Annotated in this window: 22 protein-coding genes; 14 read left to right on the top strand and 8 right to left on the bottom strand. The window is 62.7% G+C overall.

Going from position 1 to position 24722, the window contains the following annotated elements:
- Positions 1 to 54 precede the first annotated feature (54 nt).
- Entirely contained in the window at positions 55 to 612 is a 558-nt protein-coding gene (locus tag J2D75_RS04200; protein ID WP_243428481.1) for a protein-methionine-sulfoxide reductase heme-binding subunit MsrQ, read from the top strand.
- A gap of 103 nt (positions 613 to 715) precedes the next feature.
- On the opposite strand, the gene J2D75_RS04195 is transcribed toward J2D75_RS04200, so the two are convergent.
- The gene (locus J2D75_RS04195) at positions 716 to 2173 is read right to left on the bottom strand and encodes a SulP family inorganic anion transporter (protein WP_207853153.1); all 1458 of its coding nucleotides are present in this window, start codon (positions 2171 to 2173) and stop codon (positions 716 to 718) included.
- 172 nt (positions 2174 to 2345) lie between these two features.
- Between J2D75_RS04195 and lpxB the strand changes: the two genes are divergently transcribed.
- Positions 2346 to 3524 carry a lipid-A-disaccharide synthase gene (lpxB, locus tag J2D75_RS04190; protein ID WP_207853151.1) on the top strand — a complete coding sequence of 393 codons (1179 nt, stop codon included), beginning with the start codon at positions 2346 to 2348 and terminating at the stop codon, positions 3522 to 3524.
- A gap of 55 nt (positions 3525 to 3579) precedes the next feature.
- On the opposite strand, the gene hisI is transcribed toward lpxB, so the two are convergent.
- From hisI to J2D75_RS04165, 5 genes are all read right to left on the bottom strand, one after another.
- The gene (hisI, locus tag J2D75_RS04185; RefSeq protein WP_207853148.1) at positions 3580 to 4011 is read right to left on the bottom strand and encodes a phosphoribosyl-AMP cyclohydrolase; all 432 of its coding nucleotides are present in this window, start codon (positions 4009 to 4011) and stop codon (positions 3580 to 3582) included.
- A 6-nt stretch (positions 4012 to 4017) separates the two neighbouring features.
- Positions 4018 to 4908, bottom strand: a complete 891-nt coding sequence (gene ygfZ / locus J2D75_RS04180) for a CAF17-like 4Fe-4S cluster assembly/insertion protein YgfZ (protein ID WP_207853146.1) — start codon at positions 4906 to 4908, stop codon at positions 4018 to 4020.
- Between the two features lie 63 nt (positions 4909 to 4971).
- The gene (gene asnB, locus J2D75_RS04175; protein ID WP_207853144.1) at positions 4972 to 6783 is read right to left on the bottom strand and encodes an asparagine synthase (glutamine-hydrolyzing); all 1812 of its coding nucleotides are present in this window, start codon (positions 6781 to 6783) and stop codon (positions 4972 to 4974) included.
- Positions 6784 to 7833, bottom strand: coding sequence for a glycosyltransferase (locus J2D75_RS04170; protein WP_243428480.1), 1050 nt, complete (start codon positions 7831 to 7833; stop codon positions 6784 to 6786).
- A complete protein-coding gene (locus J2D75_RS04165) occupies positions 7830 to 8735 on the bottom strand; it encodes a glycosyltransferase family 9 protein (protein WP_207853142.1) in 906 nt (301 codons plus the stop codon). The genes J2D75_RS04170 and J2D75_RS04165 overlap by 4 nt, the downstream gene beginning before the upstream one ends.
- A 178-nt stretch (positions 8736 to 8913) precedes the next feature.
- On the opposite strand from J2D75_RS04165, the gene J2D75_RS04160 reads away from it, so the two are divergent.
- From J2D75_RS04160 to J2D75_RS04135, 6 genes are all read left to right on the top strand, one after another.
- Complete coding sequence (locus J2D75_RS04160) at positions 8914 to 9306, top strand: hypothetical protein (protein WP_207853140.1); 393 nt, start codon at positions 8914 to 8916, stop codon at positions 9304 to 9306.
- A gap of 233 nt (positions 9307 to 9539) precedes the next feature.
- Complete coding sequence (locus J2D75_RS04155; protein WP_207853138.1) at positions 9540 to 10241, top strand: tetratricopeptide repeat protein; 702 nt, start codon at positions 9540 to 9542, stop codon at positions 10239 to 10241.
- Between the two features lie 4 nt (positions 10242 to 10245).
- Positions 10246 to 11637, top strand: coding sequence for a PQQ-like beta-propeller repeat protein (locus J2D75_RS04150; RefSeq protein ID WP_207853136.1), 1392 nt, complete (start codon positions 10246 to 10248; stop codon positions 11635 to 11637).
- A 13-nt stretch (positions 11638 to 11650) separates the two neighbouring features.
- Positions 11651 to 13057, top strand: a complete 1407-nt coding sequence (der, locus tag J2D75_RS04145) for a ribosome biogenesis GTPase Der (protein ID WP_207853360.1) — start codon at positions 11651 to 11653, stop codon at positions 13055 to 13057.
- A gap of 133 nt (positions 13058 to 13190) precedes the next feature.
- Entirely contained in the window at positions 13191 to 14588 is a 1398-nt protein-coding gene (locus tag J2D75_RS04140) for an MFS transporter (protein WP_207853134.1), read from the top strand.
- Between the two features lie 107 nt (positions 14589 to 14695).
- Positions 14696 to 15037 carry a zinc ribbon domain-containing protein YjdM gene (locus tag J2D75_RS04135; protein ID WP_207853358.1) on the top strand — a complete coding sequence of 114 codons (342 nt, stop codon included), beginning with the start codon at positions 14696 to 14698 and terminating at the stop codon, positions 15035 to 15037.
- A gap of 76 nt (positions 15038 to 15113) precedes the next feature.
- Here the strand turns inward: J2D75_RS04135 and J2D75_RS04130 are convergent, their stop codons facing one another.
- Both J2D75_RS04130 and J2D75_RS04125 read right to left on the bottom strand, forming a co-directional pair.
- Positions 15114 to 16544, bottom strand: a complete 1431-nt coding sequence (locus J2D75_RS04130) for a glutamate--cysteine ligase (protein WP_207853132.1) — start codon at positions 16542 to 16544, stop codon at positions 15114 to 15116.
- A 69-nt stretch (positions 16545 to 16613) separates the two neighbouring features.
- The gene (locus J2D75_RS04125; RefSeq protein ID WP_207853357.1) at positions 16614 to 17369 is read right to left on the bottom strand and encodes a 16S rRNA (uracil(1498)-N(3))-methyltransferase; all 756 of its coding nucleotides are present in this window, start codon (positions 17367 to 17369) and stop codon (positions 16614 to 16616) included.
- Positions 17370 to 17462: 93 nt separating this feature from the next.
- Here J2D75_RS04125 and ubiA point away from each other — a divergent pair, with 93 nt between their 5' ends.
- The 6 genes from ubiA (at position 17463) to J2D75_RS04095 (ending at position 24613) form a co-directional block, all read left to right on the top strand.
- Complete coding sequence (gene ubiA / locus J2D75_RS04120) at positions 17463 to 18377, top strand: 4-hydroxybenzoate octaprenyltransferase (RefSeq protein WP_207853130.1); 915 nt, start codon at positions 17463 to 17465, stop codon at positions 18375 to 18377.
- Between the two features lie 96 nt (positions 18378 to 18473).
- Complete coding sequence (locus J2D75_RS04115; RefSeq protein WP_207853355.1) at positions 18474 to 19163, top strand: LolA family protein; 690 nt, start codon at positions 18474 to 18476, stop codon at positions 19161 to 19163.
- 135 nt (positions 19164 to 19298) lie between these two features.
- A complete protein-coding gene (locus J2D75_RS04110; protein ID WP_207853128.1) occupies positions 19299 to 20669 on the top strand; it encodes a replication-associated recombination protein A in 1371 nt (456 codons plus the stop codon).
- Between the two features lie 10 nt (positions 20670 to 20679).
- A complete protein-coding gene (locus J2D75_RS04105) occupies positions 20680 to 21660 on the top strand; it encodes an RluA family pseudouridine synthase (protein ID WP_207853126.1) in 981 nt (326 codons plus the stop codon).
- Positions 21661 to 21689: 29 nt separating this feature from the next.
- On the top strand, positions 21690 to 23879 hold the full coding sequence (locus J2D75_RS04100) for an AsmA family protein (RefSeq protein WP_207853124.1): 2190 nt from the start codon (positions 21690 to 21692) through the stop codon (positions 23877 to 23879).
- The gene (locus J2D75_RS04095; RefSeq protein ID WP_207853122.1) at positions 23876 to 24613 is read left to right on the top strand and encodes an ATP12 family chaperone protein; all 738 of its coding nucleotides are present in this window, start codon (positions 23876 to 23878) and stop codon (positions 24611 to 24613) included. Before J2D75_RS04100 ends, J2D75_RS04095 begins: the two co-directional genes overlap by 4 nt.
- Positions 24614 to 24722 lie beyond the last annotated feature (109 nt).

Genomic DNA, 24722 nt, shown 5'->3' with positions numbered 1-24722 from the left:
CCTGCGCCGGGCAGGCCACGCAAAAGGCCCAGATTATCGCCGTTTTACAGGCAGATGTTGTTTTATGCGCTGTTCATGGTGCCGGTCTGTGCCGGTCTGCTGGAGGTCTGGCATAGTCCCGACCATACTCAGGCTATTGTGGAGCAGCAGCATCAGTTCGGGCTGTATGCCTTTCGTTTTCTTTTATGTTGTCTGCTGGTTTCGCCGCTCAGGCGTTTTGCGCGGGTCGATATCATGGTGTACCGCCGGCCATTGGGGCTTCTGGCGTTTACCTATGCCTGTGTGCATGCGGTGTTGTATCTTGTCTGGATAACGCATCTGGACACGGAGCGGTTGCGGCATGATTTCATGACGCATCCTCTCTTTGTGTTCGGGGCACTGGCGTTTCTGCTGTTATCCGTGCTGGCCGCGACTTCGACCCGAGGCGCCATCAGGCACATGGGACGGCGGTGGGCGCGGTTGCACCGGCTGGTTTATGTAGCGGCGGTGCTGGTTAGTGTGCATTTCTGTCTGGCTTTTCGCACATGGCATATCGAAGCCTTTGTATACGCCGCCCTGACGGTGGTTGTGCTGGCCGTGCGGTGGCTGCCGCCTAAACGGCGCGAGCGCTAACACTGTAGTTGCATATTGTGTTGTTTATGAGCGCAGATAGCGCTGGCCTGATGTGGCGCATTGGCTGTGCAGTCTCAACACATTTTCTCGGGCCAGCCCGTATTCAGGAGAGCAGGGCTTTCTGGCCTAGTGTGGTCAGTAGGCTGGTGGTGCGTGGTCCCGCATTGTGGAGGCGGACCTGTTTATTGCGCGCCCGCAGGCGATTGACGGTTTTTTCCAGCGTGGCGGCCGCACTCAGATCCCATATGCGGGCATCCGCCAGATCAATGATCACGTTGGGGGCGTTGTCCTGAAAATCCACGGCGTCAGGCAGCAGGGAGGCCGAGGCAAAAAACAGCTCGCCCCGGACATGGTAGGTGCGTGTCTGGCCATCGGGGCTGTCCTGTGTGCTGACCGTGACCAGCCGCATGACCTGAAAGGAAAAAAACAGGCCGTTGAGCAGCACGCCGCAGGCAACCCCGGCTGCCAGATCGTGCGTGGCCACCACCACGGCAACGGTTATGAGCATGACAGCGGACGACAGGCGCGGGTGGCGGAATAAATCCCGCAGCGAAGACCATGAAAACGTGCTGATGGAAACCATGATCATGATCGCAACAAGGGCCGCGACTGGCACGCGCGCCACAAGCGGGTGCAGCGCTACCAGCAGCAGGAGCAGGAACGCCCCGGCGGTAAAGGTGGACAGCCGCCCCCGCCCGCCATAGCGCAGGTTGCCCACCGTCTGTCCGATCATGCCACAGCCCGCAATGCCGCCGAAAAGCCCGGCCATGATGTTGGATAGGCCCAGCCCGGTGCATTCCATGCGTTTGCTGCTGTGGGTGTCGGTCATTTCATCCACAACGGCGGCTGTCATCAGGGATTCCAGTATGCCCACCATCGCCATGGCGAAAGCATAGGGCAGTACCGTCAGGATCGCCTCGGTGCTCAGCGGCACGGCGGGAAGGGTAAAGTGCGGTAGCCCGGTGGGTAATGCGCCCAGATCAGCCACCACCCGTACCGGCATGGGTATGGCGGCGCAGAGTGCAGTCAGCACCACAATGCAGATAAGGGGCGAAGGAATGGCCGCACTCAGCCGTGGCAGCAGATAGACAATGGCCAGCCCCAGCGCGATCAATGCGTAAGTGTGCCAGCTTACATGCACCATTTGAGGAACCTGCGCTGAAAAAATCAGAATGGCCAGCGCGTTGACAAAACCTGTCTCTACTTCCCGCGAGACAAAACACATGATGGATTGCAGGCGCAGCAGCCCGAACATGATCTGTATGCCCCCCGCCATCAGCGTTGCCAACAGTAGGTATTGCAGCCCGTGCGTATGCACCAGACTGGCGGCCACCAGAGCCACTGAACCGGCCGCACCGGAAATCATGCCCGGCCTGCCGCCCGTAATGGCAATGACGACACTGATGATAAAAGAGGCGAACAGCCCGACTTCAGGTGCTACCCCCGCGACATAGGAAAAAGCGATCACTTCGGGAATGAGCGCGAACGTGCCCACCATGCCTGAAAGGATGTCGCGGACAGGCTGGCCTGTCCATTCGCGGAGATAGTTCTGCACTGTCACGGATTGCTGGCTCCGTTATTCTGACCGAAGGAAAGGGCGGGATGCAGCCGGGATAAACCGCCATGCCGTGGGGTGAAAGGCTTTTCTGCATCGGGGAAAAAAACCGCGCCACCCGTCAGTGATGGCAAGGCGGTGATTGTGCCGCGCACGCACGCCCTTTATGGCTTGGGTTATGGATGGAACAGCCGATACTTCTCCCCTGATCTGGATTCTGGCTGGCGAGGCCAGTGGCGATGTGCTGGGTGCGCGTCTGATGCAGGCCATTCGCGCACGCGTGCCGGGGGCGCGTTTTGCCGGTGTTGGCGGCCAGCGCATGACCGAGCAGGGGCTGGATAGTCTTTTCCCCCTGAGGGATCTTGCGGTCATGGGGCTGGTGGAAATCCTTCCCCGCCTGCGCCAGTTATCCCGTAGGCTGGATGAAGCCGTGGCGGACATTACCGCCACCCGCCCCGATCTGGTGGTTACGATTGACAGCCCCGGCTTTGCCCTACGTCTTTTGCGCCGTATTGCGGGGCTGGGGATTGCGCGTGTGCATTACGTGGCCCCGCAGGTCTGGGCATGGCGTCAGAAACGGGTGCGTGAATTCCCCGGTCTGTGGGATGAACTGCTTTGCCTGCTGCCTTTTGAGCCGGATTTTTTCAGCAAACATGGGCTTGCGGCCCGTTTTGTCGGCCACCCGGTTTTGCAATCCGGGGCGGATCAGGGCGATGCCGCGCGGTTTTACCGCACACATGACCTGCCAGCGGGGGCGCGGGTGCTGATTCTCATGCCCGGTAGCCGTCGCTCCGAAGTGCCGCGCCTGCTGCCGGTTTTCGGCCGTATGCTCGCATTGTTGCGTGTGATGCTGCCGGATGTGGTGCCGGTTGTGCCGGTTTCCGCTGTTGTGGCCCCGGTGGTGGAGCAGGCAACGGCGCGCTGGCCCGTGCGCCCGGTTATTGTTACCGACCTTCAGGACAAGCATGACGCCTTTGCCGCGGCTGGTGCCGCGCTGACCAAATCCGGCACATCCACGCTGGAACTGGCTCTGGCGGGGGTGCCGATGGCGGTTACCTATCGTGTAAACCCTATTACGGCGTTTTTCGCGCGCAGGCTTATCCGTGTTCCGCATGTGGCCATGGTCAATCTGCTGGCCGGGCGGGCAGTGGTGCCTGAATTATTGCAGGAGAACTGTCGGGCGGATGTACTGGCCCGTGCGGTGTGTCAGCTTTTTGAAGACAGAGATTGCGCAGCCCGGCAGAAACAGGCTTTTGCCGAGGTTCTGCACGGGCTGGAAGGCCCGGGGGATACCCTGCCCGCCGATGCGGCGGCGGATGCCATTGTGGCCCTGCTGGCCCGAAATACCCCCGCCTGAAAAAGCGTTCTGGCGGTATGCCCTCCCCGGTATGCCGGGGGCAGGCGGGTTATGCTCAGGCGTGCGTGTGGGCGTGGGAGTGGTACAGTTCGGCCGGGTCGATTTCAGGCTTGGTCAGTTCAATCAGGCCATCAGGCGTTGCTGCGCGGTAAAAACAGCTCCGTCTGCCGGTGTGGCAGGCCACCCCGATCTGATCGACCAGCACCAGCACGGCATCGGCATCGCAGTCTATGCGGGCTTCGATCAGGGTCTGGGTCTGGCCGGATGTCTCGCCCTTGCGCCACAGGCCCTTGCGGCTGCGTGAGTAGTAGCACACGCGCCCGCTCAGCAGGGTTTCACGCAGGGCTTCGCGGTTCATCCATGCGATCATCAGCACTTCGCCCGTGTCATGCTGCTGGGCAATAGCGGCGACAAGACCTGCGGCATCAAAGCGCATCGTGTCCAGCATGTTGTCCACAGTGGCGGTATCGGGGGCGGTATAGGACATGGGTGTTCAATCCGGTGCGGAGTTGGAGGAAGCGGGTGGTTGCAGAGCTTCGGCCAGCCATGCGGGTGGGCGAGGCGTCAGGGTATGGCCCGCGCAGAGCAGCGGCGCCGGTGGTAGGCCGGTTTTGAGCATGGCCAGCGCCAGATGATCTTGTGATGAGCGCAGCGTGCCGACTTCTACCCCGTTCTGTTCAATAGGAGTGCCGGGGGCGGGCAGGGGCGCTGTGGCGGCAACCGGCACCAGCCTGCGTTTGACCAGCCCACGGTAGCGCATGCGGGCCGTGACTTCCTGCCCCATATAGCAGCCTTTGCCCCAGGAAATGCCCCCCAGCAGATCCATGTTGGCTTCAGCCGCCAGAGTGCGGCCTGCCTCGCAATCCTGCACGCCGTCTGGCAGGCCCAGAGCAAGGCGGTGCAGGGCGTAATCCTGTTCCGTGGCGTTGGCCGTGGTGGTGGGGGGGGCGTCAATCAGCCGCCAGCCTGCGTTATCAAGGCGGGGGTCACGGTAGCTGAGGGCGTTTTCCAGCAGGGTTTCGCCTGCGACACTATCGGTGGCGGCTTCCCATACGGCATGAACGCTCAGCCCGGTCAGGTCGATTGCGACATCAGAGCGCAGGCGAAAGCGCAGCAGCTGGGTGCGCAGGGCTTCGGCCTGTGTGGTGGCGCAGTCCAGCAGCAGGCAGGGATCGTCCGGGTGGGCCAGCACGAAAAAATCGGTCTGCCAGCGTCCCTGCGGGGTCAGGCAGGCGCTCCATGCGGCATCGTTCGGGCCCAGAGCTGCAATATCCGCCGTGACCAGCCCTTGCAGGAAGCGGACACGATCCGCGCCGGTCAGACGGATGACGGTTCTGTCTGACAGTCTGGCGATATGGGGCGTGCTGTGTGCGGGCGAGGACATCGCGCACTCCTTGTCCGGGCGGTTGGGCGTGGTCGATCAGTCTATAACCTGTCTGGCGTTGTTTCAAACAGCCAGAGTTTCAAATACATCGCCCGCGAGGGGCCGTGCCTGCACATGGGTGCGGTGCCACAGGGCATAGAACAGCAGCCCCCATGCACAGGCACCTTCGCGGGTTTTATCCGCTGCCATGAAAAGCGCACGCACGCGTTCGGGGTGGGCAATTTCGGCTATGCAGTCCTGACTGGCCACCAGTGCGCCCAGCTTCTGGCCGTCCTGTGCAATCCATGTGCCAATCGGCACCGTAAAGCCCTGCTTGCGGGCAAACGGGCGGGCGGCCGGGGCATGTTGCGCCAGCCAGCGGCGCAGGAGCCATTTGCCCTGCCCATGCCGCACGCGCAGGTTATCGGGCAGGCGGCGGGCCACATCAGCCACCACCGGATCAAGCAGCGGAGTGCGGCCTTCAAGCCCGTGGGCCATCAGGCAGCGGTCGAGTTTGAGCAGCAGGTCATTGGGGAGCCACTCCGCCACATCGGCGGCCTGCACGCGTGCGAGCGGTGTGGGGGCAAGGGCGGCGGCCTGTTCAGCCGCGCGAATGCCCGCGCGCCAGTTTGTATCCGCACCGGGGCGGTCGGTGCGTAGAATCTCCAGCCCGTCAAAAACACCGCGTCGCCACGGGCGCTTGCGGCCAGCCCACCAGGGGCGGGTGGCGGCGCGGTAACGCCCGTAGCCGCAGAATAGTTCATCTCCGCCTTCGCCCGAGAGCACGACCCTGACTTCAGAAGCAGCGCGGCGGGCCAGAAACCATGTGGGGATAATGGCGTAATCCGCTGCCGGGTCGTCCATGCAGGCGACGATTTCTGGCAGGTGTCGCCAGACCATCTTCCGTGTGACCATCAGCGTTTCATGTTCGGCCCCCGCATCCTGCGCCAGTGCGCGGGCGGCTTCGGCCTCGTTGGCGGCGCCTGTGGCATCGAAGGTGGCTGTCCATGTCCGCAAGGGCTGGGTGGGGTGCGCACTGGCGCGTTTGAGGCGGCTCATGGCGGTTAAGATACACGCGCTGTCTATGCCGCCAGACAGGAACAGGCCGAAGGGAACATCCGCGCGTTCATGGGCGGAGACACTGTCCATCAGGGCTGCATCCAGTAAGGCCAGCGTTCTTTCTTCCGAGGTGTTGCCGCAGCGTTCGGGCAGCAGGTCGGTCTTATGGGTCGTGGGTAGGGCGGGCTGGCGGAACCGGCTGGTAATCTGCCCGTTGGCAATGCGTAGTGTCTCGCCGGGCAGTACACGGCGGATACCGGGAAAAATGGTGTACTCACCGGGTATGAAGCGGAGTTGCAGCAAGGCTTCACGCGCAGTCGGGCATAAGCCGCGTGCGACCAGTCCCGCCTGCAACAGGGCTGCGGGTTCGGATGCAAAAGCAAGCCCGTAGCTGGTTTCGGCCATGTAAAGTGGTTTGATACCAAACGGATCGCGTGTGAGCAGCACCTCACCTGAGCGGGTATCATGCAGGGCGATGGCATACATGCCGCGTAAATGGCGCGGGTATTCGGCCCCTTCACGGGTGAACAGTGCGAGCGCGGATTCGCAGTCGCTCCCGGTTTGGAAGGCGGCTGGGCCAAGGCGCTGGCGGATCTGCGGGTCGTTATAGAGTTCGCCGTTGGCCACCAGTGTTGCGCTCTGGTTGATCAGAGGTTGATCGCCCCCCGCCAGATCAATGATGGACAGGCGCGTATGCACAAGATCAACCCCGTTTTCACGGTGGATATGCGCACCGTCCGGCCCACGGTGGCGTAGGGCGGAGGCCAGAGCGTCCAGCACCGGCTCCGGGCAGGGAGGGGTGGCTACGGTGTAGGCCAGCCCGGCAATGCCGCACATTTAGGTGTTCTCCACCGTGCAGAGGAAAGTTTGCCACGCATGCAGGACGGGGGCCGGGGCAAAGGTTTTTGCGTAGGTTTCCCGCCCGGCGAGAGCCAGATTGCGCGCCAGTGCGGGGTTTTCCAGCACTTCATTAAGGGCTGTTGCCAGTGCTGTTGCGTCCTCTATCGGGGCCAGAAGGCCGTTATGCCCCTGTTCGATCAGCTCGGTCGGGCCTTGCGATGCCGCCGCCACGACAGGCCGCGCGGCTGAAAAACCTTCAATCACCACATTACCCAACGGTTCGTGGCGGGACGGGCAGACCAGCGCCGTGCAGGCCCGGATCAGCCCCCCCGGATCAGTCGCCCAGCCGGGCATGAACACACGCTCCTGCACGCCTTCGCGGCGGGCAAGTTCCTCCAGCGCTGCGCGTTCGGGGCCTTCGCCTACGATAACAAGCGGAATATGCGGCACAGTCCTCAGGCTGCGGATCAGGACATCGAAGGCCTTGTTGGCATGCAGGCGGCCAAGTGCCAGCAGAAAGGGGGCACCGTGCGGCACCTGTGCGGGCCAGAGTGGCGGCGTGTCGGCCAGATCGGTTGCGAAATTTGGCAGGTAGTGAACGCGTTTTTCGTCCCACCCCTGCTCGATCATCCAGCTTTTCAGCCCGCGTGTATTGCCGATCAGATGGGTGCAGCGGCGGTAATAGGCCAGATCGTAATAGCCCCCAAGCCGCCCGGCCAGAACCCAGTCGCCTTTGGGGGTAAACTGGGCGGCGCGGTTCATCCACGCAATGGTTACGCGGGGAGCGAAAGCCTGTAGAGCGCGGCGCAGGCGCGGGCCGGTCCGCAAATCCAGCTTGCCGCCAAAGGGGAGTTGCAGTGGTTGTGCGCCTGTGCTGCTCAGGCGGGCCGTGCGCTCGGCATTGCGGCGGATGATGGGCAGTACGGGCATGCCCTGTGCAGCCTGCGCCATGCACAGGCGTTCAAAAAACAGTTCGGCCCCTCCGGCGGCGGCCCCCGCCATGACATGGGCAACCCGGGGCAGCGAAAGGGTTTGTTCTGTGGTCATGCCGCATTCTCCTTGAGCAGGGCCAGTGCGGCGCTGGTAACGGTTTCTATGCTCAGTCCCGCGATTGGCGCTTCGCCCTCCGGGCCGGGGGCGGCAATCCAGTGTGCCCGTGGGCCCGCTGGTGCGTATTCGGACGCCCGAGAAGGCCCGAACAGTCCTAGCGTGGGCGTGCCTGCGGCTGCGGCCATGTGCATTAGACCAGAATCGTTGCCTACATACAGCGCACAGCGGGCAAGCAGGGCGGCTGTCTGGGTAAGCGTGAAGCGCCCGCCCATATCCAGCGCATCGGGTAGGGCATCAAGCAGGGGGCGGGCAAGGCCCGCTTCCTGCGTGCCGGGGCCATAGAAAATGGCCGGGCGTGCCTGCGGGTATGTGGCGCGGATAGCCTGCCAGAGTGCTATGTGCCGCTCGACAGGCCAGATTTTTCCTGTCCAGTTGGCGGTGGGGCCGAGTGCGATCACCTGCTGTGTGGGGGGGATGAGGGCTAGGGCCTGTGCGCGTTCGGTCTCGCTAGACCAGAGTGTGGGCAGGGGCGGAGGGGTCTGGCCCAGCAGGGCTGCCAGATGTTCTATTCTACGGCCGGGGCGTCTGCCCCCGCGCATGATCAGGCGTCGGCCTGAGCGCAGGAGCAGGGTGGTGGCGGAACCGCGCAGGTCTACCGTTATGTCCCACCGCTGGCCTACGCAGGCTTTCCAGAGTTTTAGCCAGTGCAGGTCGTAAGGCTGCTTTTCCATGATCAGGATGCGTTCGAGTCCCGGAACATGGCTGAAAAGTTCGGCTGGTACAGGCCCACAGGCAATGGTAATGCGCACGCCCGGATGGCGGCGCAGCAGTTCGGCCAGAATGCCGGTTGAGATTACCGCATCGCCCAGCCGTGTGGCCGTAATGAAAAGCATGTGCATTGCAATAGGTCTATACCGGGTTGCGGGGCTTGTCCAAGCGTTCACGCATGGGGTCACTGGACTTTTGGCGGGCCTGTGCCAGAAGAGAAAAATCGGGTTGGTCTCGGCTGCGGATTTCGGCGGGGGGCTTGCATGGCTTTGGAAAAAGCCCCCGATCATGAGTGGAGAAGACAGAATCATGAAAAAAAAGACTGCCCTGCTTGCTGGTGTGGTTCTGGCCTGTGGCTGGAGCCAGAATGTGACGCCTGTTCGGGCTGCCGGACACGTATGGACGCCGCAGAACTGCGGTGAGGAACCCGCCGCCCCCGCCGTCGATGTTTCCAGTGTGGAGCGCTACAATGCCAGTGTGGACAAGGTGAGCGCTTACCAGAAGGAAGCCCGTGCCTATAACAGTTGTGTCGTACGCTCGGCCCTGCACGAGGAAACCGCCATCAGCGAGGATGCAAAGGATCGCATTACCTTCGTGCATGATAGCAGCGCCGCCGTGCAGAAGCGTATTGCCGCCAACTTTGAAAAACTCACGGCAACACTCAAGGCAGGCAGCACGCGGCTTCAGAAAGCAGCGCAGTAATATCAGGTCGTCCCGGCCAGCGCGGCTAACCCGCCCCCAGACAGAAAGGCGGTGGGTCAAAGGCAATGGTCGGGGTGGCTGGCCCTTGCTAGGCGGGGCGAGAGAGCGATGCTTTGCCACGCATGGGGCTTTGCGCCTTGTGTGATACCGCTGGCTGGGGCAGATATGCGTGTAGTCAGGCGAGTAATGCCCGAAGTGCCAGCGCGGATTCAGGAAACAGGACAGGCCGGAACGTGTCAGAGGATCTTTTCAGGGAAGTGGATGACGCTCTGCGGGCCGAGCGCCTGCGTCGTGTGGCATGGCGGTATGCCGGGTTGGCGGCGGCGGCGGTTGTGGCTGTCGCGCTGGCCGGAGGGGGCTGGGCATGGCATGTGAACCAGCTCAAGACCGCCCGCGAGAAGGCGACAGGTACATATCTGACCGCCCTGAACCAGACCAGTAACCTGCCCGCTCCGCTGCCGGGGGCGAGCAGCCCTGCCGTGCTGGGCAAGGCGGAGCAGACAGGTCTCGACAGCCTGCGTGAACTCGCTGGACATGCGCCGGGGGGCATTGCCGTTCTGGCCCGCTTGCAGGAAGCGGGCATGCAGGCGGCACGGGGTGATACCAAAGCCGCTCTGGCCGCGTGGGATAGTGTGCAGGCGGATGAAAACGCACCCCGCCTGCTGCGTGATCTGGCCTCGCTCCTGTGGTGCCGCCAGCAGCTTGATACCGCAAACCCGGCGGAACTGCGCTCGCGCCTGTCCGTTCTTTCTGGCAAGGATCAGCCTTGGTACGGATTGGCAACCGAAGCGCTGGCCCTGCTGGATGTGCGTGAAGGGCATATTGATGATGCGCGCCGGAAATTCGCGGCCCTAATGGCCCAGCCTGATCTGCCCGGTGGCGTGCGTAGCCGCGCACAGGACATGATGCAGGCCCTCGACCCGTCAGCAGGATAAGAGCATGAGCAGCAAAACAATGCCGGGCCAGCCCCGTCATCAAGGATTGACCCGCCGGGGCCTGCTGGTGGCCGGGGCTATCGCCCCTGTTCTCGCGGGCTGCGATGATGATGAGAAAAAAGTGCCGCTGGTAGGCCACCGCACGGACATCCTGTCCTCCGGTGAGGCGCTGGTGGTGGACAAGGAAGACAAGACCGCCATTACCGTGCCAGCCTCGATCACGGTATCGGAATGGCCGGTCAATGGCCGCGTGCCGGATCATGTCGGCAGCAACTATGCGTGGGGCGGCCTGCATGCCCGCTGGCGGCGGAGCATCGGTGCTGGTATTTCCGAGCCCAGCCTGCTGGCATGGGCGGCTCTGGGTTCGCTCGGGCGCGGTATCATTCAGTGCGAACCGATCGTGCATGGCGGTCGCCTGTTCATGATGGATGCGCAAGGCGTCATCCGGGCGTTTTCATGGCCCGGTATGCGACATGAATGGACGTTCAACCCGCGCCCCAAAAAGCTTCTGTCCAGCAATCTGGGCGGCGGGCTGGGTGTCGATGGTGATACGCTCTATATTGTCGATGGCGTGTCTCAGGCTCTGGCGGTCAATGTCGCGACCGGCAAGGTCAAGTGGCGTACGGATATTGGCGTACCCGGCCGCTCTGCCCCCACCATTGCGGAAGGGCGGGTGTTCTTCGGCACCATTGATGAGCGTTTTTACGCGCTGGATGCCGCGACCGGTCGCCAGCTCTGGAGTTACGCCGCCACCTCGGTTGAAACCACGGTGTTTGGCCAGCCAGCCCCGGCTTATGCCAATGGCGTGGTGGTGGCAGGCTTTGGCGGGGGAGACCTCGTGGCTTTCCGTGCGGCGAGTGGCGAGGTTGTCTGGGCAGAAATGCTGGGCAACGTGAACAGTCAGGCCAGCACGCTTAACCTCTCCTGTGTGCGCGGTATGCCCGTGATCGTGGGCAGCGTGGTGTATGCGGTCAGCATGGCGCAGGTTCTCGCTGCGGTCGATATCCGCACCGGGCGGCGCGTTTGGGAACGCTCGGTCGCCAGTCTGAACAATATCCTGATTGTAGGTGACTGGCTGTTCGTGCTGTCGCTGGATCAGCAGCTTGCCTGTATTGACCGGCTGTCCGGGCATGTGCGCTGGATCACGCAGTTCCGCCGTTTCCGTAAGCTGGATTCGGATAAGGATATCGTTACCTGGTTTGGCCCGGTTCTGGCTGGTGGCCAACTCGTATGCCTGAGCACCCTGCCCGAAAACGGTATGGTGCGTGTTGATCCGGCAACCGGCCGGATTATTTCAGTGGATGCCATGGACAGCCCGGCCTGCATGGCGCCGATTATAGTGGACGGCCAGATGTTGATCGCCACGAATGAAGGATATCTGCGTTCCTATGGCTGATCGCTACAAACCCATGCGCCCGCCCGCGCCGTTGCCCACCGGAGATCTGCCGGTTGTGGTTATTGCCGGGCGGCCGAATGTGGGTAAATCGACCCTTTTCAACCGTCTGGTAGGCCGCAGGCAGGCGCTGGTGGCGGATACCCCCGGCGTGACCCGCGACCGTAAGGAAGGGGTGGCGCTGGTGCGCGGGCGTTATGTGCGCCTGATCGACACCGCCGGGCTGGAAGAAGCCGCACCGGATAGCCTGTTCGGGCGTATGCGCGCGTCTTCTGAAAGTGCCGTGCATGAGGCGGATCTGGTGCTGTTCTGCATTGATGCGCGTGCGGGTATTACCCCGGCAGATGAACACTTCGCCCAATGGATACGCCGTCAGAACCGGCCAGTGCTGCTGCTGGCCAATAAGGCCGAAGGACGACAGGGTACGGCGTCCGCGCTGGAAGCCTATGCCCTTGGTCTGGGTGAGCCGGTCGCTCTGTCCGCCGAGCATGGCGAAGGCGTGACCGACCTGATGTGGGAAATTGCCGAGCGTCTTCCCCAGCTTGCCAGCAGCGGGCGGGATGAAGAAGACGAACAGGAAGACCCGGATGCCGAAGCGGATGCCCGTCCGCCGGGGCCGATGCGCGTGGCGATTGTGGGGCGGCCTAATGCGGGCAAGTCCACGCTGCTTAACACCCTGTTGGGTGAAGAGCGCATGATCACCGGCCCCGAGCCGGGGCTGACGCGCGATTCCATTGCCGTGACCCTGCATGATGGGGATGACACGTTCGAGATCGTTGATACGGCGGGCCTGCGTAAAAAAGCCCGGATTGACGAAGCGCTGGAAAAAATGTCCGTCTCGGCTTCTATCGAAGCGCTGAAAATGGCGGAAGTCGCCATTCTTGTGCTCGATGCGACACTGGGTGTGCAGGAGCAGGATCTTCAGATCGCGCGGTTGATCGAGCGCGAGGGCCGGGCCTGTGTGCTGGCGCTCAATAAATGGGACGCGGTGGAAGACCGGGCGGAAACCCGCAAGGCCATTCTGGACAGGCTGAGCATTTCTCTGGCGCAGATGCGTGGCGTGCCGGTGGTGACGTTCTCGGCCCTGACAGGGGTGGCCGTGCATAAACTGCTACCGGCCGTGCGGGACGCATGGACAGTATGGAATGCGCGCGTACCTACGGGCGAGCTTAACCGCTGGTTCGAAGAGATGCAGGAACGGCACCAGCCGCCGCTCGTTAACGGCAAGAGGCTGAAACTGCGTTACATGACGCAGGTCAAGGCACGGCCGCCGACCTTTGTCGTTTTCGGCACACGGGCCGAGCAGATGCCAGAGGATTACAAGCGGTATCTGGTGAATGGCCTGCGTGAAACCTTTGATCTGCCGGGCGTGCCGATCCGTCTACAGACCCGAGGCACCAAAAACCCTTACGCGGATCGCTAAGTCGTTCTGGCAGGGTCAGGTCTTTCACCCTCCTGACCCTGTTCCGCCCTGATTGGGCTGTGCTGCGCGCAGGCAAAGGCCGGTCTCTGGCGCAAAAGGCGCGGGGCATGCAACGCAGGAGGTGAAATCAGGCATGAATACGCAGGACGTGGCAACGCCCGCGCAACCCGTTGTAGCAGACGGGACGGGGGGGCTGTATGGCACGGCGCGTGGCTGGGCCATGCTGGCCGTGGCCCTGTCGGTTTTCCTTGCTCTGCTGGATTACGCCATTGCCAATGTGGCGCTGCCTGATATTGCCCGAGACCTGCACGCCTCGTCTTCGGCGTCTATCTGGGTGGTTAATGCCTATCAGATGGCCAGTCTGGTCACGCTCCTGCCTTTGGCGGCATTAGGGAGCCGTGTGGGCTTTGCGCGGCTGTGCCGGGCAGGCATTGTGCTGTTCATGGTGGCCTCTCTGCTTTGCGCGGTGGCGACCAGCCTGCCATTTCTGGCCATGGCGCGGGTTTTGCAGGGCGTTGGTGGTGCGTGCATTATGAGCGTGAACATCGCTCTGGTGCGCTTTATCTATCCTCATGCGGAAATCGGGCGCGGGGTTGCCCTTAATGGTGTCGTGGTTGCGCTGGGCGTGGCCATGGGGCCAACGGCTGCGGCGGTTATCCTGACGATGGGTGCATGGCCGTGGCTGTTCTGGATCAACCTGCCTATGGGGGCTCTGGCGCTTGGGGTTGCGGCCTTTGCCCTGCCTGATACGCCCCGAACGGACGCCATGCCCGACAGCACGGGCAGTGTGTTGTGCATGCTGGCATTTGGCCTGTGCATCATGGGGGGCGATTCACTGGCACACCAGCAGGGCGTTGTTCTGTCCTGTTTTTTGCTGGTGGCGGGGCTTGCCACAGGTGTTTTGCTGACCCGGCGCGAACGGCATGTGCCCCATCCGATCCTGCCGGTAGATCTGCTGGGAAAGCCCGCTTTTACACTGGCGTTTATTAGCGGCTTTGCTGGTTTTGTGGCCTCCAATTTCTATATCGTTTCCATGCCGTTCATGCTGCATGACACGTTGGGCCTGTCTTCAGCCCAGACGGGTCTGCTCATTACGCCCTGGCCGATTGGTATCCTGTTATCCGCGCCGGTTATTCGCCGGGTGGCTGACCGTTACGAGGCTGGCGTGCTCTCTTCCATAGGGCTGAGCATTACGGCCTGTGGCTTTCTGCTGCTCTGGCGGCTGCCTGCACATCCGGCGATATGGGATATTGTGTGGCGTACAGCGATAGCGGGCTGGGGGTTTGGTTTTTTCCAGCCGCCGAATAACCGGGCCATGATGGTTGCCGCGCCGGGTATGCGTGCGGGTGGGGCAAGCGGCATGGTGCAGGTGGCGCGGCAGGCAGGGCAGACTGTTGGTGCTATGGGGGTGGCAGCGTTTTTTGGCCTGTTCGCAACCAGAGCCACGCATGATTGTCTGTTTATGGCGGCCTGTGTGGCGCTGGCGGCCGCGTTGATCAGTGTCAGCCGTCTTCTGATGAAAACCGCCTGAAACCTGCGTGCAGGGTGTTTCAGATGTGGGCGGGGATATGCCTGTGAGCAGCGATCCTGTAGGGTGCGGCTTTCTCTTTGGAAAGAAGGCTGATTTTCATCATGGAAATGCACTGCCCACATTGCTCGTCCGAACATCCTTATGAGGATGGGGGGCTGTGGGTCTGCCCCGAATGCGGGCATGAATGGAGCGCGAATGCGCCCGCCGAACAGGCTGAAGATGATGGTCAGCCGGTGGTCAAGGATGCCAATGGCACCGTTCTGGTGGATGGCGATAGCGTGACGGTTATCAAGGATCTCAAGATCAAGGGTGCATCGCAGGTTATCAAGGGCGGCACCAAGGTGCGCGGCATCCGTCTTGTGGATGGTGGCGGCGGCCACAATATCGCCTGCCGGATTACCGGTCTGGGCGATATGAACCTGAAGTCAGAGTTCGTCAAAAAAGCCTGATATTGGCCTCCATGCGGGAAATATTGCCCCGCATGGAGGTTGATCAGGGTTGCCCAGACGCTGGCCGGGCCGGGTGTCAGATTTCGCTTTCGAGGAAAATACGGCTCGTATCGCCCTGCCATGCGCCGTAATAGCGTTCCAGCCAGTGTTCGGCCTGTGTGGGTGCGCCCGCGACCAGCCCTGTCAGGGGGGCGAGGTAAATCCACTCTGTTGCCTGGCTTTCTTCATCCACGATGTCGCGGCTTTGCAGGCCGTCCATAGCGATGGCAATCATCTGGGCGGCGAGGTCACGCACGGTGCCTTCACCCCACGGCGTATCGAGCCCCATCATGGGCACGAGGCTGCGCAGCTTTACAAAATCTTCCCACGGATAGGCGCGCACCAGTTCCCATGCGGATTCAAGGGCGGCATCATCATACAGCAGTCCGGTCCAGAGTGCCGAGAGTGCCTGCATCATGTCGGGGGAGCCCGCATCGGCTCCACGCATTTCAAGGAACTGCTTGAGCCGCACATCGGGGAAGGCGGTGGTCAGGTGGTCTTCAAAATCGCCGATGGTGGGGGTAAAGCCTTCCAGCCCGTCCTGCCTGTCACCATTGAGCCATGCGCGGAAAGAGCGCCCGGCCACATTGTGCATCTTGCCATCGCGCATGATGAAATACATCGGCACGTCCAGCATCCATTCCACATAGCGTTCAAACCCGAAATCGGGCTCAAACACGCAGGTTGGCATGCCGGAGCGGGCATTATCGGTATCGGTCCAGACCTGCGCGCGGTTGGACAGGAAGTTGTTAGGCTTGCCTTCCTTGAAGGGGGAGTTGGCAAACAGGGCGGTTGCAACCGGCTGCAACGCCATGGACACGCGCATCTTGCGGATCATGTCCTGTTCAGAGCCGAAATCGAGATTGACCTGCACCGTACAGGTGCGTTGCATCATATCCAGCCCCATGCTGCCAACCTTGGGCATGTAGTCGCGCATGATTGCGTAGCGCGACTTGGGCATCCACGGCATTTCAGCGCGGGTGGCGGTGGGGTGGAAACCCAGCGGCGAGAACCCAAGTCCGAGCTTGCGCGCCAGCGGGCGCACGCTGTCCAGATGGGCGTTCAGTTCACGCGCGGTTTCGTGCAGGGTACGCAAGGGGGCGCCAGACAGTTCGAACTGCCCTGCCGGTTCAAGCGAGATGGCAGCGCCAGCCAGCTCTCCACGGCCTTTCAGCCCGATAATGTGCGAGCCGTCCAGAACCGAGGTCCAGTCATCCGGTTCGGATTTCTGCAAGGACTTGAGCAGCGCTTCAATGCCTTCGGGGGCATAAGGGGGCGTGGCATAGGCGGGCAGGCCCGGATAGGGAGAGGGTTCGCTGGCCGCTGTTTCAGGGCGGATAAAGCCAAATTTCTCGTGTTCGGTGCCGATACGCCACGCCTCACGCGGCTTGCAGCCCTGCGCGAGCAGTTCGGCCAGAACACTGACTGAGCGGATGGGGGTTTCGTCTGCCGCGCCGGGGTTGGACATGAGAGTTCCCTAAAATTGCCTGCATAAGAAAAAGCCCCGCAGCAGGACGCGCAAGGCATGACTGACACGTTATTGTGACAAAACGGTTCCTGAACGCAAGCCACCCCCCATGAGGGCCAGCCCGGCGGCGACTGCGGTATCGGCCCGCAGCACCAGAGAACCGAGAGAAACCGGAGCAACAAAAGCGCGCTTTGCCAGCATCTGGCACTCGACTTCGCTCCAGCCGCCTTCAGGGCCGATCAGCAGGCCATCGGCCTCGCGGGCTTCAGCCAGAGTGCGGGCAGGGGCATCGCCCATGCGTTCGAGGGCGACAAACAGCGTGCGCTCGGCGGGCCATGCCCCAATGAGCGAGACAAGGGGAGCCGGGGCGCTGATTGCAGGAATATCGAGCCGTTCGCACTGTTCCGCCGCCTCGGTGGCAATGGCGTGCAGCCGTTCCAGATTGACGCGGTGGCTGTTGGTGCGTTCGGTTATGACCGGCACAAAATGGGTTACACCCAGTTCGGTGCCCATGCGCAGCACCAGATCGGTGGCATCGCGCTTGAGCAGGGCAAAGGCGAGTGTCAGGGCAGGTTGCGGGCAGGCCGGGCGCAGAGGGCGCTCAAGGCGGAAATGCCCTTTATCCTTGCGGACATCCGCTATGCTGGCCAGCCACTCGCCCGCCTGAGCGTTGAACAGGCGCACCGCATCCCCCGCTGAGCGGCGTAAAACCGTGCCCAGATAGCGTGCCTGTTCGGCGGTCATAGGGCATAGTGCTTCCTGCCCGCCGGGGGGCAGGGTTTCAGGGGGCGTGTAAAGACGCGGAAGCTGGGTAAAGCCGGTCATGATCCGCATGCTTATGGCATGCCGGGTCTTTATGGCATAGAGGGGGGCAGCATTCACACGCCAGCCGAAAGGGGCTTTCATGCCGTATCAGCCATGAGCCAGCATACCGATATCCGGGCCACTGGGTGGATTTCCCGTCTGCCGCGCGGCATGCGGCCTTATGCGCTGCTGGCGCGGCTGGACAGGCCGGTTGGTACATGGCTGCTATGGCTGCCGGGCATATGGGGCATTCTGCTGCCCCAGAGCGCGGGACTGGCCCCATTGCAGCGCGTCAGGCTGATTGTGCTGTTTGGTATTGGCAGTCTGGTCATGCGGGCGGCGGGTTGCGTGGTCAATGACATGTGGGACCGTGATATTGATCGGCAGGTCAGCCGTACGGCGGGACGGCCGTTGGCCTGTGGTGCGCTGGGCATGAAACAGGCCGTGGCGTTTCTGGCCTTCCTGCTGCTGGCAGGGCTGGCGGTTCTGGTGCAGCTCAATCCGTTAAGCTGGGTGCTGGGGGTGTCCTCTCTGGCGTTGGTGGCGTTTTATCCGCTGGCCAAACGGCTGACATGGTGGCCTCAGCTTGTCATGGGCTTTACCTTCGGGTTTGGCGCGCCCATGGGCTATGCGGCAGCGGCTGGCGCACTTTCATGGGCGCAGGCGGCCCTGTATGGGGCAACCATTCTGTGGCAGCTTGGTTTTGATACGATCTATGGCTTTCAGGATATGGAGGATGACGCCCGCATTGGCGTCAAATCCACATCAAGGCTGATGGCGGGGCATGCCCGCAGTTTTATTGCGACCTGTTATGCGGGCATGGTGGTGTTGTTGGGGGGCGCTGCGGTTCTGGCCGGGTTGGGGTGGCTGTTCTGGCCTGCGCTGCTGTTGCCCGCCTGTCTGCTTGGGTATCAGGCGCTGCGGGTTAACCCGGCAGACCCGGCCTTGTGCCTGCGGCAGTTCCGTGCGAACCGGGAAATCGGTCTGGCGGTCGCCCTCGCACTCCTAGCCGGGCTGTGGCGTGTGTGAGACGGGCTGGTTGGAACGGCTTTAAAGACAGACGGTAAGGAAGCGTATCACGTGGACAAAATTTCTTTTCTTCCCGCCTGTAATTCTGCTGCGCCTATGATGGGGCGGCGTTGGTGCCTGTCTGTCGCTCTGTGTGGTCTGTTGCTTGCCAGCACTGGCCCCGCGCATGCGGCCGGGGCTGATGATGGTATTGTGGTTTCAAGCGTGGATAGCCCCGCCGTGGCAGCGCCATCCGGCCCGGTCAGTGTTGTGCTGTCCCCGCAGGACAGGGTGTTGCTGGGAAAAATCGAGCAGGAACTGAACCGCCAGAGCACGTTTGAGGCCCATATCCGTCAGGTTGATGCGGCAGGCAAGATCGAAACCGGTACGGTATGGATGCAACGGCCGGGCAAGATGCGTCTGGTTTATGATCCGCCATCTCCGCTGCTGCTGGTTGCGGCGGAAGGTAAGGTTGTGTTCCGTGACAACCAGCTTGATCAGACAACGGTTATCCCCATTGATCGCACGCCGCTGGGCCTGCTGCTGCGCGCCCATATCAGCCTGTCGGGCGATGTCACGGTTACGGATTTCGTGCGCGATAGCGGGTTGGTGCAGGTGACGCTGGTGCGGACTTCGGCTCCGGGTGATGGTAGCCTGACGCTCGTTTTCCGTGAAAAGTCGCTGGCGCTTGTGGCGTGGAGCGTCACGGATGCACAGGCCCGCCAGACCCGTGTCACCCTGTCGGATATTCATGCAGGGCAGGCGCTGGCCGATAGCCTGTTCGTGCTGCCCCAGCAGGCTGATTAAGCCAAAACAAGCCGCGGGGGCTGGAAAAACCGGCGGCGCGTTGTGATATTGTGCAAAGCGTTGCCCATGCTGTTTCAGGCAGTATGGGCGCGGGTAGCACTTATTTGATATTTAGAGGCAGCAGGATATTCAGCCATGGCGGCACGGCGTGACACCCCTCTGGCGGGAGAGGATCTTTTTGGCTCCGAGGCTCCGCCGCCGCAAAACAATGCAGGCGGCACCGAGTCTGCCTCCTCCGCCCTGACACAACCGCTGGCCGACAGGCTGCGCCCCGCAACACTGGCAGATGTGGTGGGGCAGGGGCACCTCCTTGGGCCGGAGGGGGCGCTCAGCCGTATGCTGGAGCGCGGCTCATTGGCCAGTCTGATCCTGTGGGGCGGGCCGGGTGTTGGCAAAACCACCATCGCCCGGCTGCTGGCTAAAGCTGCTGGGCTGACGTTTGTGCAGCTTTCCGCCGTATTCTCCGGTGTGGCTGACCTCAAGAAAGCCTTTGAGGTCGCGCGCAGGCGGGCAGAAGGCGGTGGGGCCACGCTTTTGTTCGTGGATGAAATCCATCGTTTCAACCGCGCCCAGCAGGATGGCTTTTTGCCAGTGGTGGAAGATGGCACGGTGGTTCTGGTGGGGGCTACCACCGAAAACCCCTCCTTCGCGCTTAATTCCGCCCTGCTGTCGCGCTGTCAGGTTATGGTGCTGAACCGGCTGGATGATGTCGCAATGGAAGCCTTGCTGGCCCGTGCAGAGCAGGCCGAAAACGTAACCCTGCCCCTGACGGAAGATGCCCGCGCCACCCTGCGCGCCATGGCGGATGGTGATGGCCGTTACCTGCTGAACATGGTCGAGCAGATTCTCAGCCTGAAGGACAGCGGCGTGCTGGATTCCAAGGCGCTGGCCAGACTGCTCGCCCGCCGCGCGATCCTGTATGACCGCGACCGGGAAGAGCATTACAACCTGATTTCCGCCCTGCATAAATCCCTGCGTGGTTCAGACCCCGATGCGGCGCTATACTGGTTTGCCCGTATGCTAGAAGGCGGGGAAGATCCGCGCTATCTGGCCCGCAGGCTGACACGCTTCGCTACTGAAGATGTGGGGATGGCCGACCCGCACGCCCTGCCGCTAGCGGTTTCGGCGTGGGAGACCTATGAGCGGCTTGGCTCGCCAGAGGGAGAGCTGGCGCTGGCGCAGCTTGTGGTACATCTGGCGACAGCCCCCAAATCCAACGCCTCTTACAAGGCCTATAATGCGGCGCGGCGCGCGGCGCGGGCAACCGGCAGTCTGATGCCCCCCGCCCATATTCTGAACGCCCCCACCCGGCTGATGCAGGATATTGGTTACGGCAAGGGGTATGAATACGACCACGATAGCGAAGAAGGCTTTTCAGGTCAGGATTATTTCCCGCAGGGCATGCGGCGGCAGACCTTCTATACCCCCACAGGCCGGGGGTATGAACGTGATGTCCGTCACAGGCTGGAAACATGGTCACGCTTGCGCGAACGGCGCCAGTCGTGAATATCGCAGCATGAGCGTTGTCACTTTGAGCGTAACGGAAGATGAGGCCGGTATCCGCCTTGACCGTTATTTCCGCCGTCATTACCCGCACCTGACACAGGGCGGGTTACAGAAACTGTGCCGCACCGGGCAGATCCGGGTGGATGGTCGTCGGGTTGAGGCGTCCACCCGTCTTGAGCCGGGGCAGGCCGTGCGCGTGCCGCCAATCCCTGTCGCGGCAAAGCCCGCGCGGGATGTGCCGCGCCCGCTGGATGAGCGTCTGGTGCGCGAAATCCGCGGCATGGTCATCTATCAGGATGCCCAGGTTATTGTGCTGAACAAGCCTGCGGGGCTGGCAGTGCAGGGCGGGCCGGGCATTACTAGGCATGTTGATATGATGCTTGATGGTCTGCGCGAGGGTGATGACCCGCGCCCGCGTCTTGTCCACCGGATTGACCGTGACACATCGGGCCTGCTGCTGCTGGCGCGCACGCCCGGCGTTGCGGCCAAGTTGGCGGCGTCTTTCCGGGGGCGGGATGTGCATAAGGTTTACTGGGCCGTGGTGGTAGGCAGGCCTGACCCGCAGTCAGGCGAAATCGACCAGCCGCTGGCGCGCCTTGGTGTCGGGCCGGGAGCGATTACCGTTGCCGCCGACCGCTCGGATAAGGACGCCCAGTCAGCCCGCTCGGCCTATCAGGTTCTGGATTCGGCGGGGCGCCGGTTCTCATGGCTGGAACTGTCCCCCCTGACCGGGCGTACTCACCAATTGCGCGTGCATTGCGAATCCCTTGGCACACCCATTCTGGGCGATCCCAAATACGGAGGGGAGGCGGCGCATCCTTCGGGCTTTACCGATCAGCTTCATTTGCATGCGCGTATGCTCGACATTCCGCACCCCGCAGGTGGCAGGTTGATTGTGGCGGCGGAACTGCCAGCCCATATGCGCGGAACCTTCCGCGATCTGGGCTTTACGCCGGGTAGCACACCTGCCCCCGTGCGGCGGGGCGGCTAAGGGCGGGCAGCAGAAACAGAGAGGCACTTATGGGTCTGAAACGGAAAATCGGCCTGCTGGCCGGAGCAGCGGTGCTGCTGGTGGGCGGTGGCAGTATCGTATCCGCTACACAGGATGCCGACTGGCTGCGTACCCGGCTGGTTGACGCGGTGCAGTTAAAGACCGGGCGCAGCCTCCATATCGGCACCCTGCATGTCTGGATTCTGCCATATCCTTGGGTGGAAGCGCGGGATGTCACGCTTTCCGCCGCCAATGGTCTGGGCGAGGATGTGCTGAGCATTGAGCAGGTGCGGGCCAGACTGTCTCTGCTGCCGCTATTTTCCCATAAGGTCATTTTCCGCTCTGTCAGTATCGTTCAGCCTCATGTGCGGCTGCATCGCCTGCCCGATGGCAGGACGCAGGCCAAAGTTCAGGCTCAGGGCGCAGGCGATGGACAGGCTGATGGTGGGGCACAGGCCAGCCTTGGCCCCGCACAGGGGCAGTTGCACTGGAATGTCGGTCTGTCGGACTGCACGCTCACTCAGGCTGATATCAGCTGGGATAGTGCGCAGACCCACCGCTCCGGTACGCTCCAACTCAGTCAGGCCCGCCTGACTGGGCTGGATGGCGCCATGACCGACTGGCATGTCGAAGGCGAAAAAGGCCGTGGGCATTTCGTGCTGACAGGCCAGACCGGCCCGCTCCTTGCGTGGGGAGCTGCTCCGTTGCCTCTGGCCTTGCGCCTTGCCGTGAAGGTGGATGGTCGTGATGCCGGTATGGCCCATCTTGACGGCGCTTTGCTGCCTGCTCAGCCCTCGTCTTCCGGGGCTGATGGCGGGGCGTTGGGTTACCGCCTGACGGTAGGGGGCTCATTGGCCCAACTGTCCGACCTTAATGTGTTTTTCCCCCATGCCGGGGTGCCCGCCGGGCAAAATGTTTCGCTTGATCTGGCGCTGGATGGCAGGGGGGATCAGCCCGGCATCCAGCGCCTGCATGCGCGCATAGCGGCTCTGGATATCGGGCGCTGGCTCACGGGGGCCTCTCTTGCTGGCCTCAGTGTCGATGCAAACAGCCCGGCAGGCCCGGTGGCGGTGCATCTGGTCGGGCAGGTTGGCGGGCAGCCGGTTTCGGTTGCGGGTTCGGCGGGTGTGCTGGGCGGTTGGAGTGCCAGACCACAGGCTTTGCCGGTTGATCTGTCTTTGGAGCAGGGTGCGGCGCATCTGCATGTCAGCGGCACGGCCGGGGTGGGGCATACCGCTCTGGATATGCAGGGAGCGCTTGAAGAGCTTGCCCCCGATGCCGCTTTGCCTGCCCTGCAAGGGGTGCGGGTCAATGCCCATGTAGAGACCCCCGATACGCTCAAGCTACTGAAAGCGCAGGATGCGGAGCAGGTGCTGGCTGCACTGTCAGGGGTGGGCGATGTCAGTGCCCGCAGCCTGACATGGCAGGGAACGGGCTGGACTGACCTTGTGGCGCATGTTGTGGCGCAGGCCGGGCAACTGAGCCTTGCCCCGCTGACAGCGCAGGGGAGCGGTATCGCGCAGTCGGCACGGGTGGATATAACGCCCGCAGCCGATGGGCCGCATTTTGCCCTTAAGGCCAGCCCGGTCATACTGCCGCTTTCCGCTGTGCAGACATGGCTTGGCCTGCCGCAGGACATGCGGGGCAACCTGCTGGTGGCGGGGGCTGTTTCGGCGCAGGGGCATGATAGCGCTACCCGGCGGCAGACACTGGCCGGGCATCTTGGGTTGTCCGTGGTGGATGGCGGGATTAACGCCACTCTGGTTAAAGCGCTACTGGGGCCGCAGGCGCCGCACCTGAAAGGCTGGATGCCGGTGCGCTGCTTTGGTGCGCATATGCAGCTTGGTGGCGATGTGGCGCATATCGACACGCTGGGCCTGCAAAGCGAATTTGTGCAGCTTGATGGCAGCGGCACCGTTGGTCTGGGTTCGGGGGCGCTTGATCTGCATCTGTCGCCACGCCTTCAGCTTGGCGGCGCTTCGGCGGCTTCGCGCATACGGGTGGGGGGAACGGTCGCGGCACCACGGCCCGCGCTGGATGCGGATACCGGCGGGCGTTATGGTGTCACGATCGGTGGTGATGACAGCAGCGCGGATTCCTGCCCAGCCCTGCTGTCTACTGCGCGCGAAGGGGTTGCGGGGCCAGCGGCCCCTGCGAAAAAAAGCGGTAAGGGAGAAAAGATCATGAACCTTCTGCAGGGTCTGGGGCTGTTCCGATGAGCGCGCCCCAGCAGTCATCCGCACGCAAGCGTTTCTGGAAACAGGTGGATGTTGTGCAGGAGGGGGGTGGTTACGCCGTGCAGCTTGATGGCCGGGGCGTAAGACTGCCGGGTAGAATGCCGCTCTGCGTACCCTCGCGGGCTCTGGCTGAGGCACTGGCGGCGGAATGGCGTGCGGCCGGGCAAACGGCCGATGGCAGCTTTACTCCGGCGGAACTGCCGCTGACGGGCATTGCCGGCTCCATGCTTGAGAGGATTCCGGGGGCGCGTGAAGGTGTGCGGGCCAGTCTGCTGGCGTATGCGGGCAGCGATCTGCTGTGTTACCGCGATGGTGCCAATCCTGCTCTGGGCGACCGGCAGCGTATGGAATGGGACCCCTGGCTGGACTGGCTGGCGCGCGAGACCGGTGCACGGCTTGAGGTGACGCAGGGCGTTATGCCCATACCCCAGCCCGAACAGGCCGTTGAGGCTCTACGGGCTGCGCTGGCCGCCTGTTCAGATGCCGAACTGGCGGTGCTGGGGGTTGCGGCTCCAGCGCTTGGGAGCCTCGTGCTGGGGCTGGCTCTGCTACGCGAGGCAGCGTCTCCAGCAGTGCTGGCAGCCTGTGCCACGCTGGATGAGCGTGCGCAGATGGCGGTCTGGGGGGAAGACCCCGAGGTAACTGACCGTATGGCCGCCATGCAGGATGAGGTGGAACACGCCGCGCGCTTTCTGGTTCTGTTCCGTCAGGGCTAAAGGGGTCGGGCGGGTCGGGGCCTGCCCGCAAAGATCTTGACAGGGGGAAGGTGATGGCCTAACCCCGTCTCACACAAAGAACCGCCACCTCGCGAGTTTTCGCGCAGTG

Origin of the sequence: Acetobacter suratthaniensis (assembly GCF_017377745.1) — a bacterium.
Lineage (GTDB): Bacteria > Pseudomonadota > Alphaproteobacteria > Acetobacterales > Acetobacteraceae > Acetobacter > Acetobacter suratthaniensis.
This window is presented reverse-complemented; position numbering and strand designations above follow the sequence as displayed.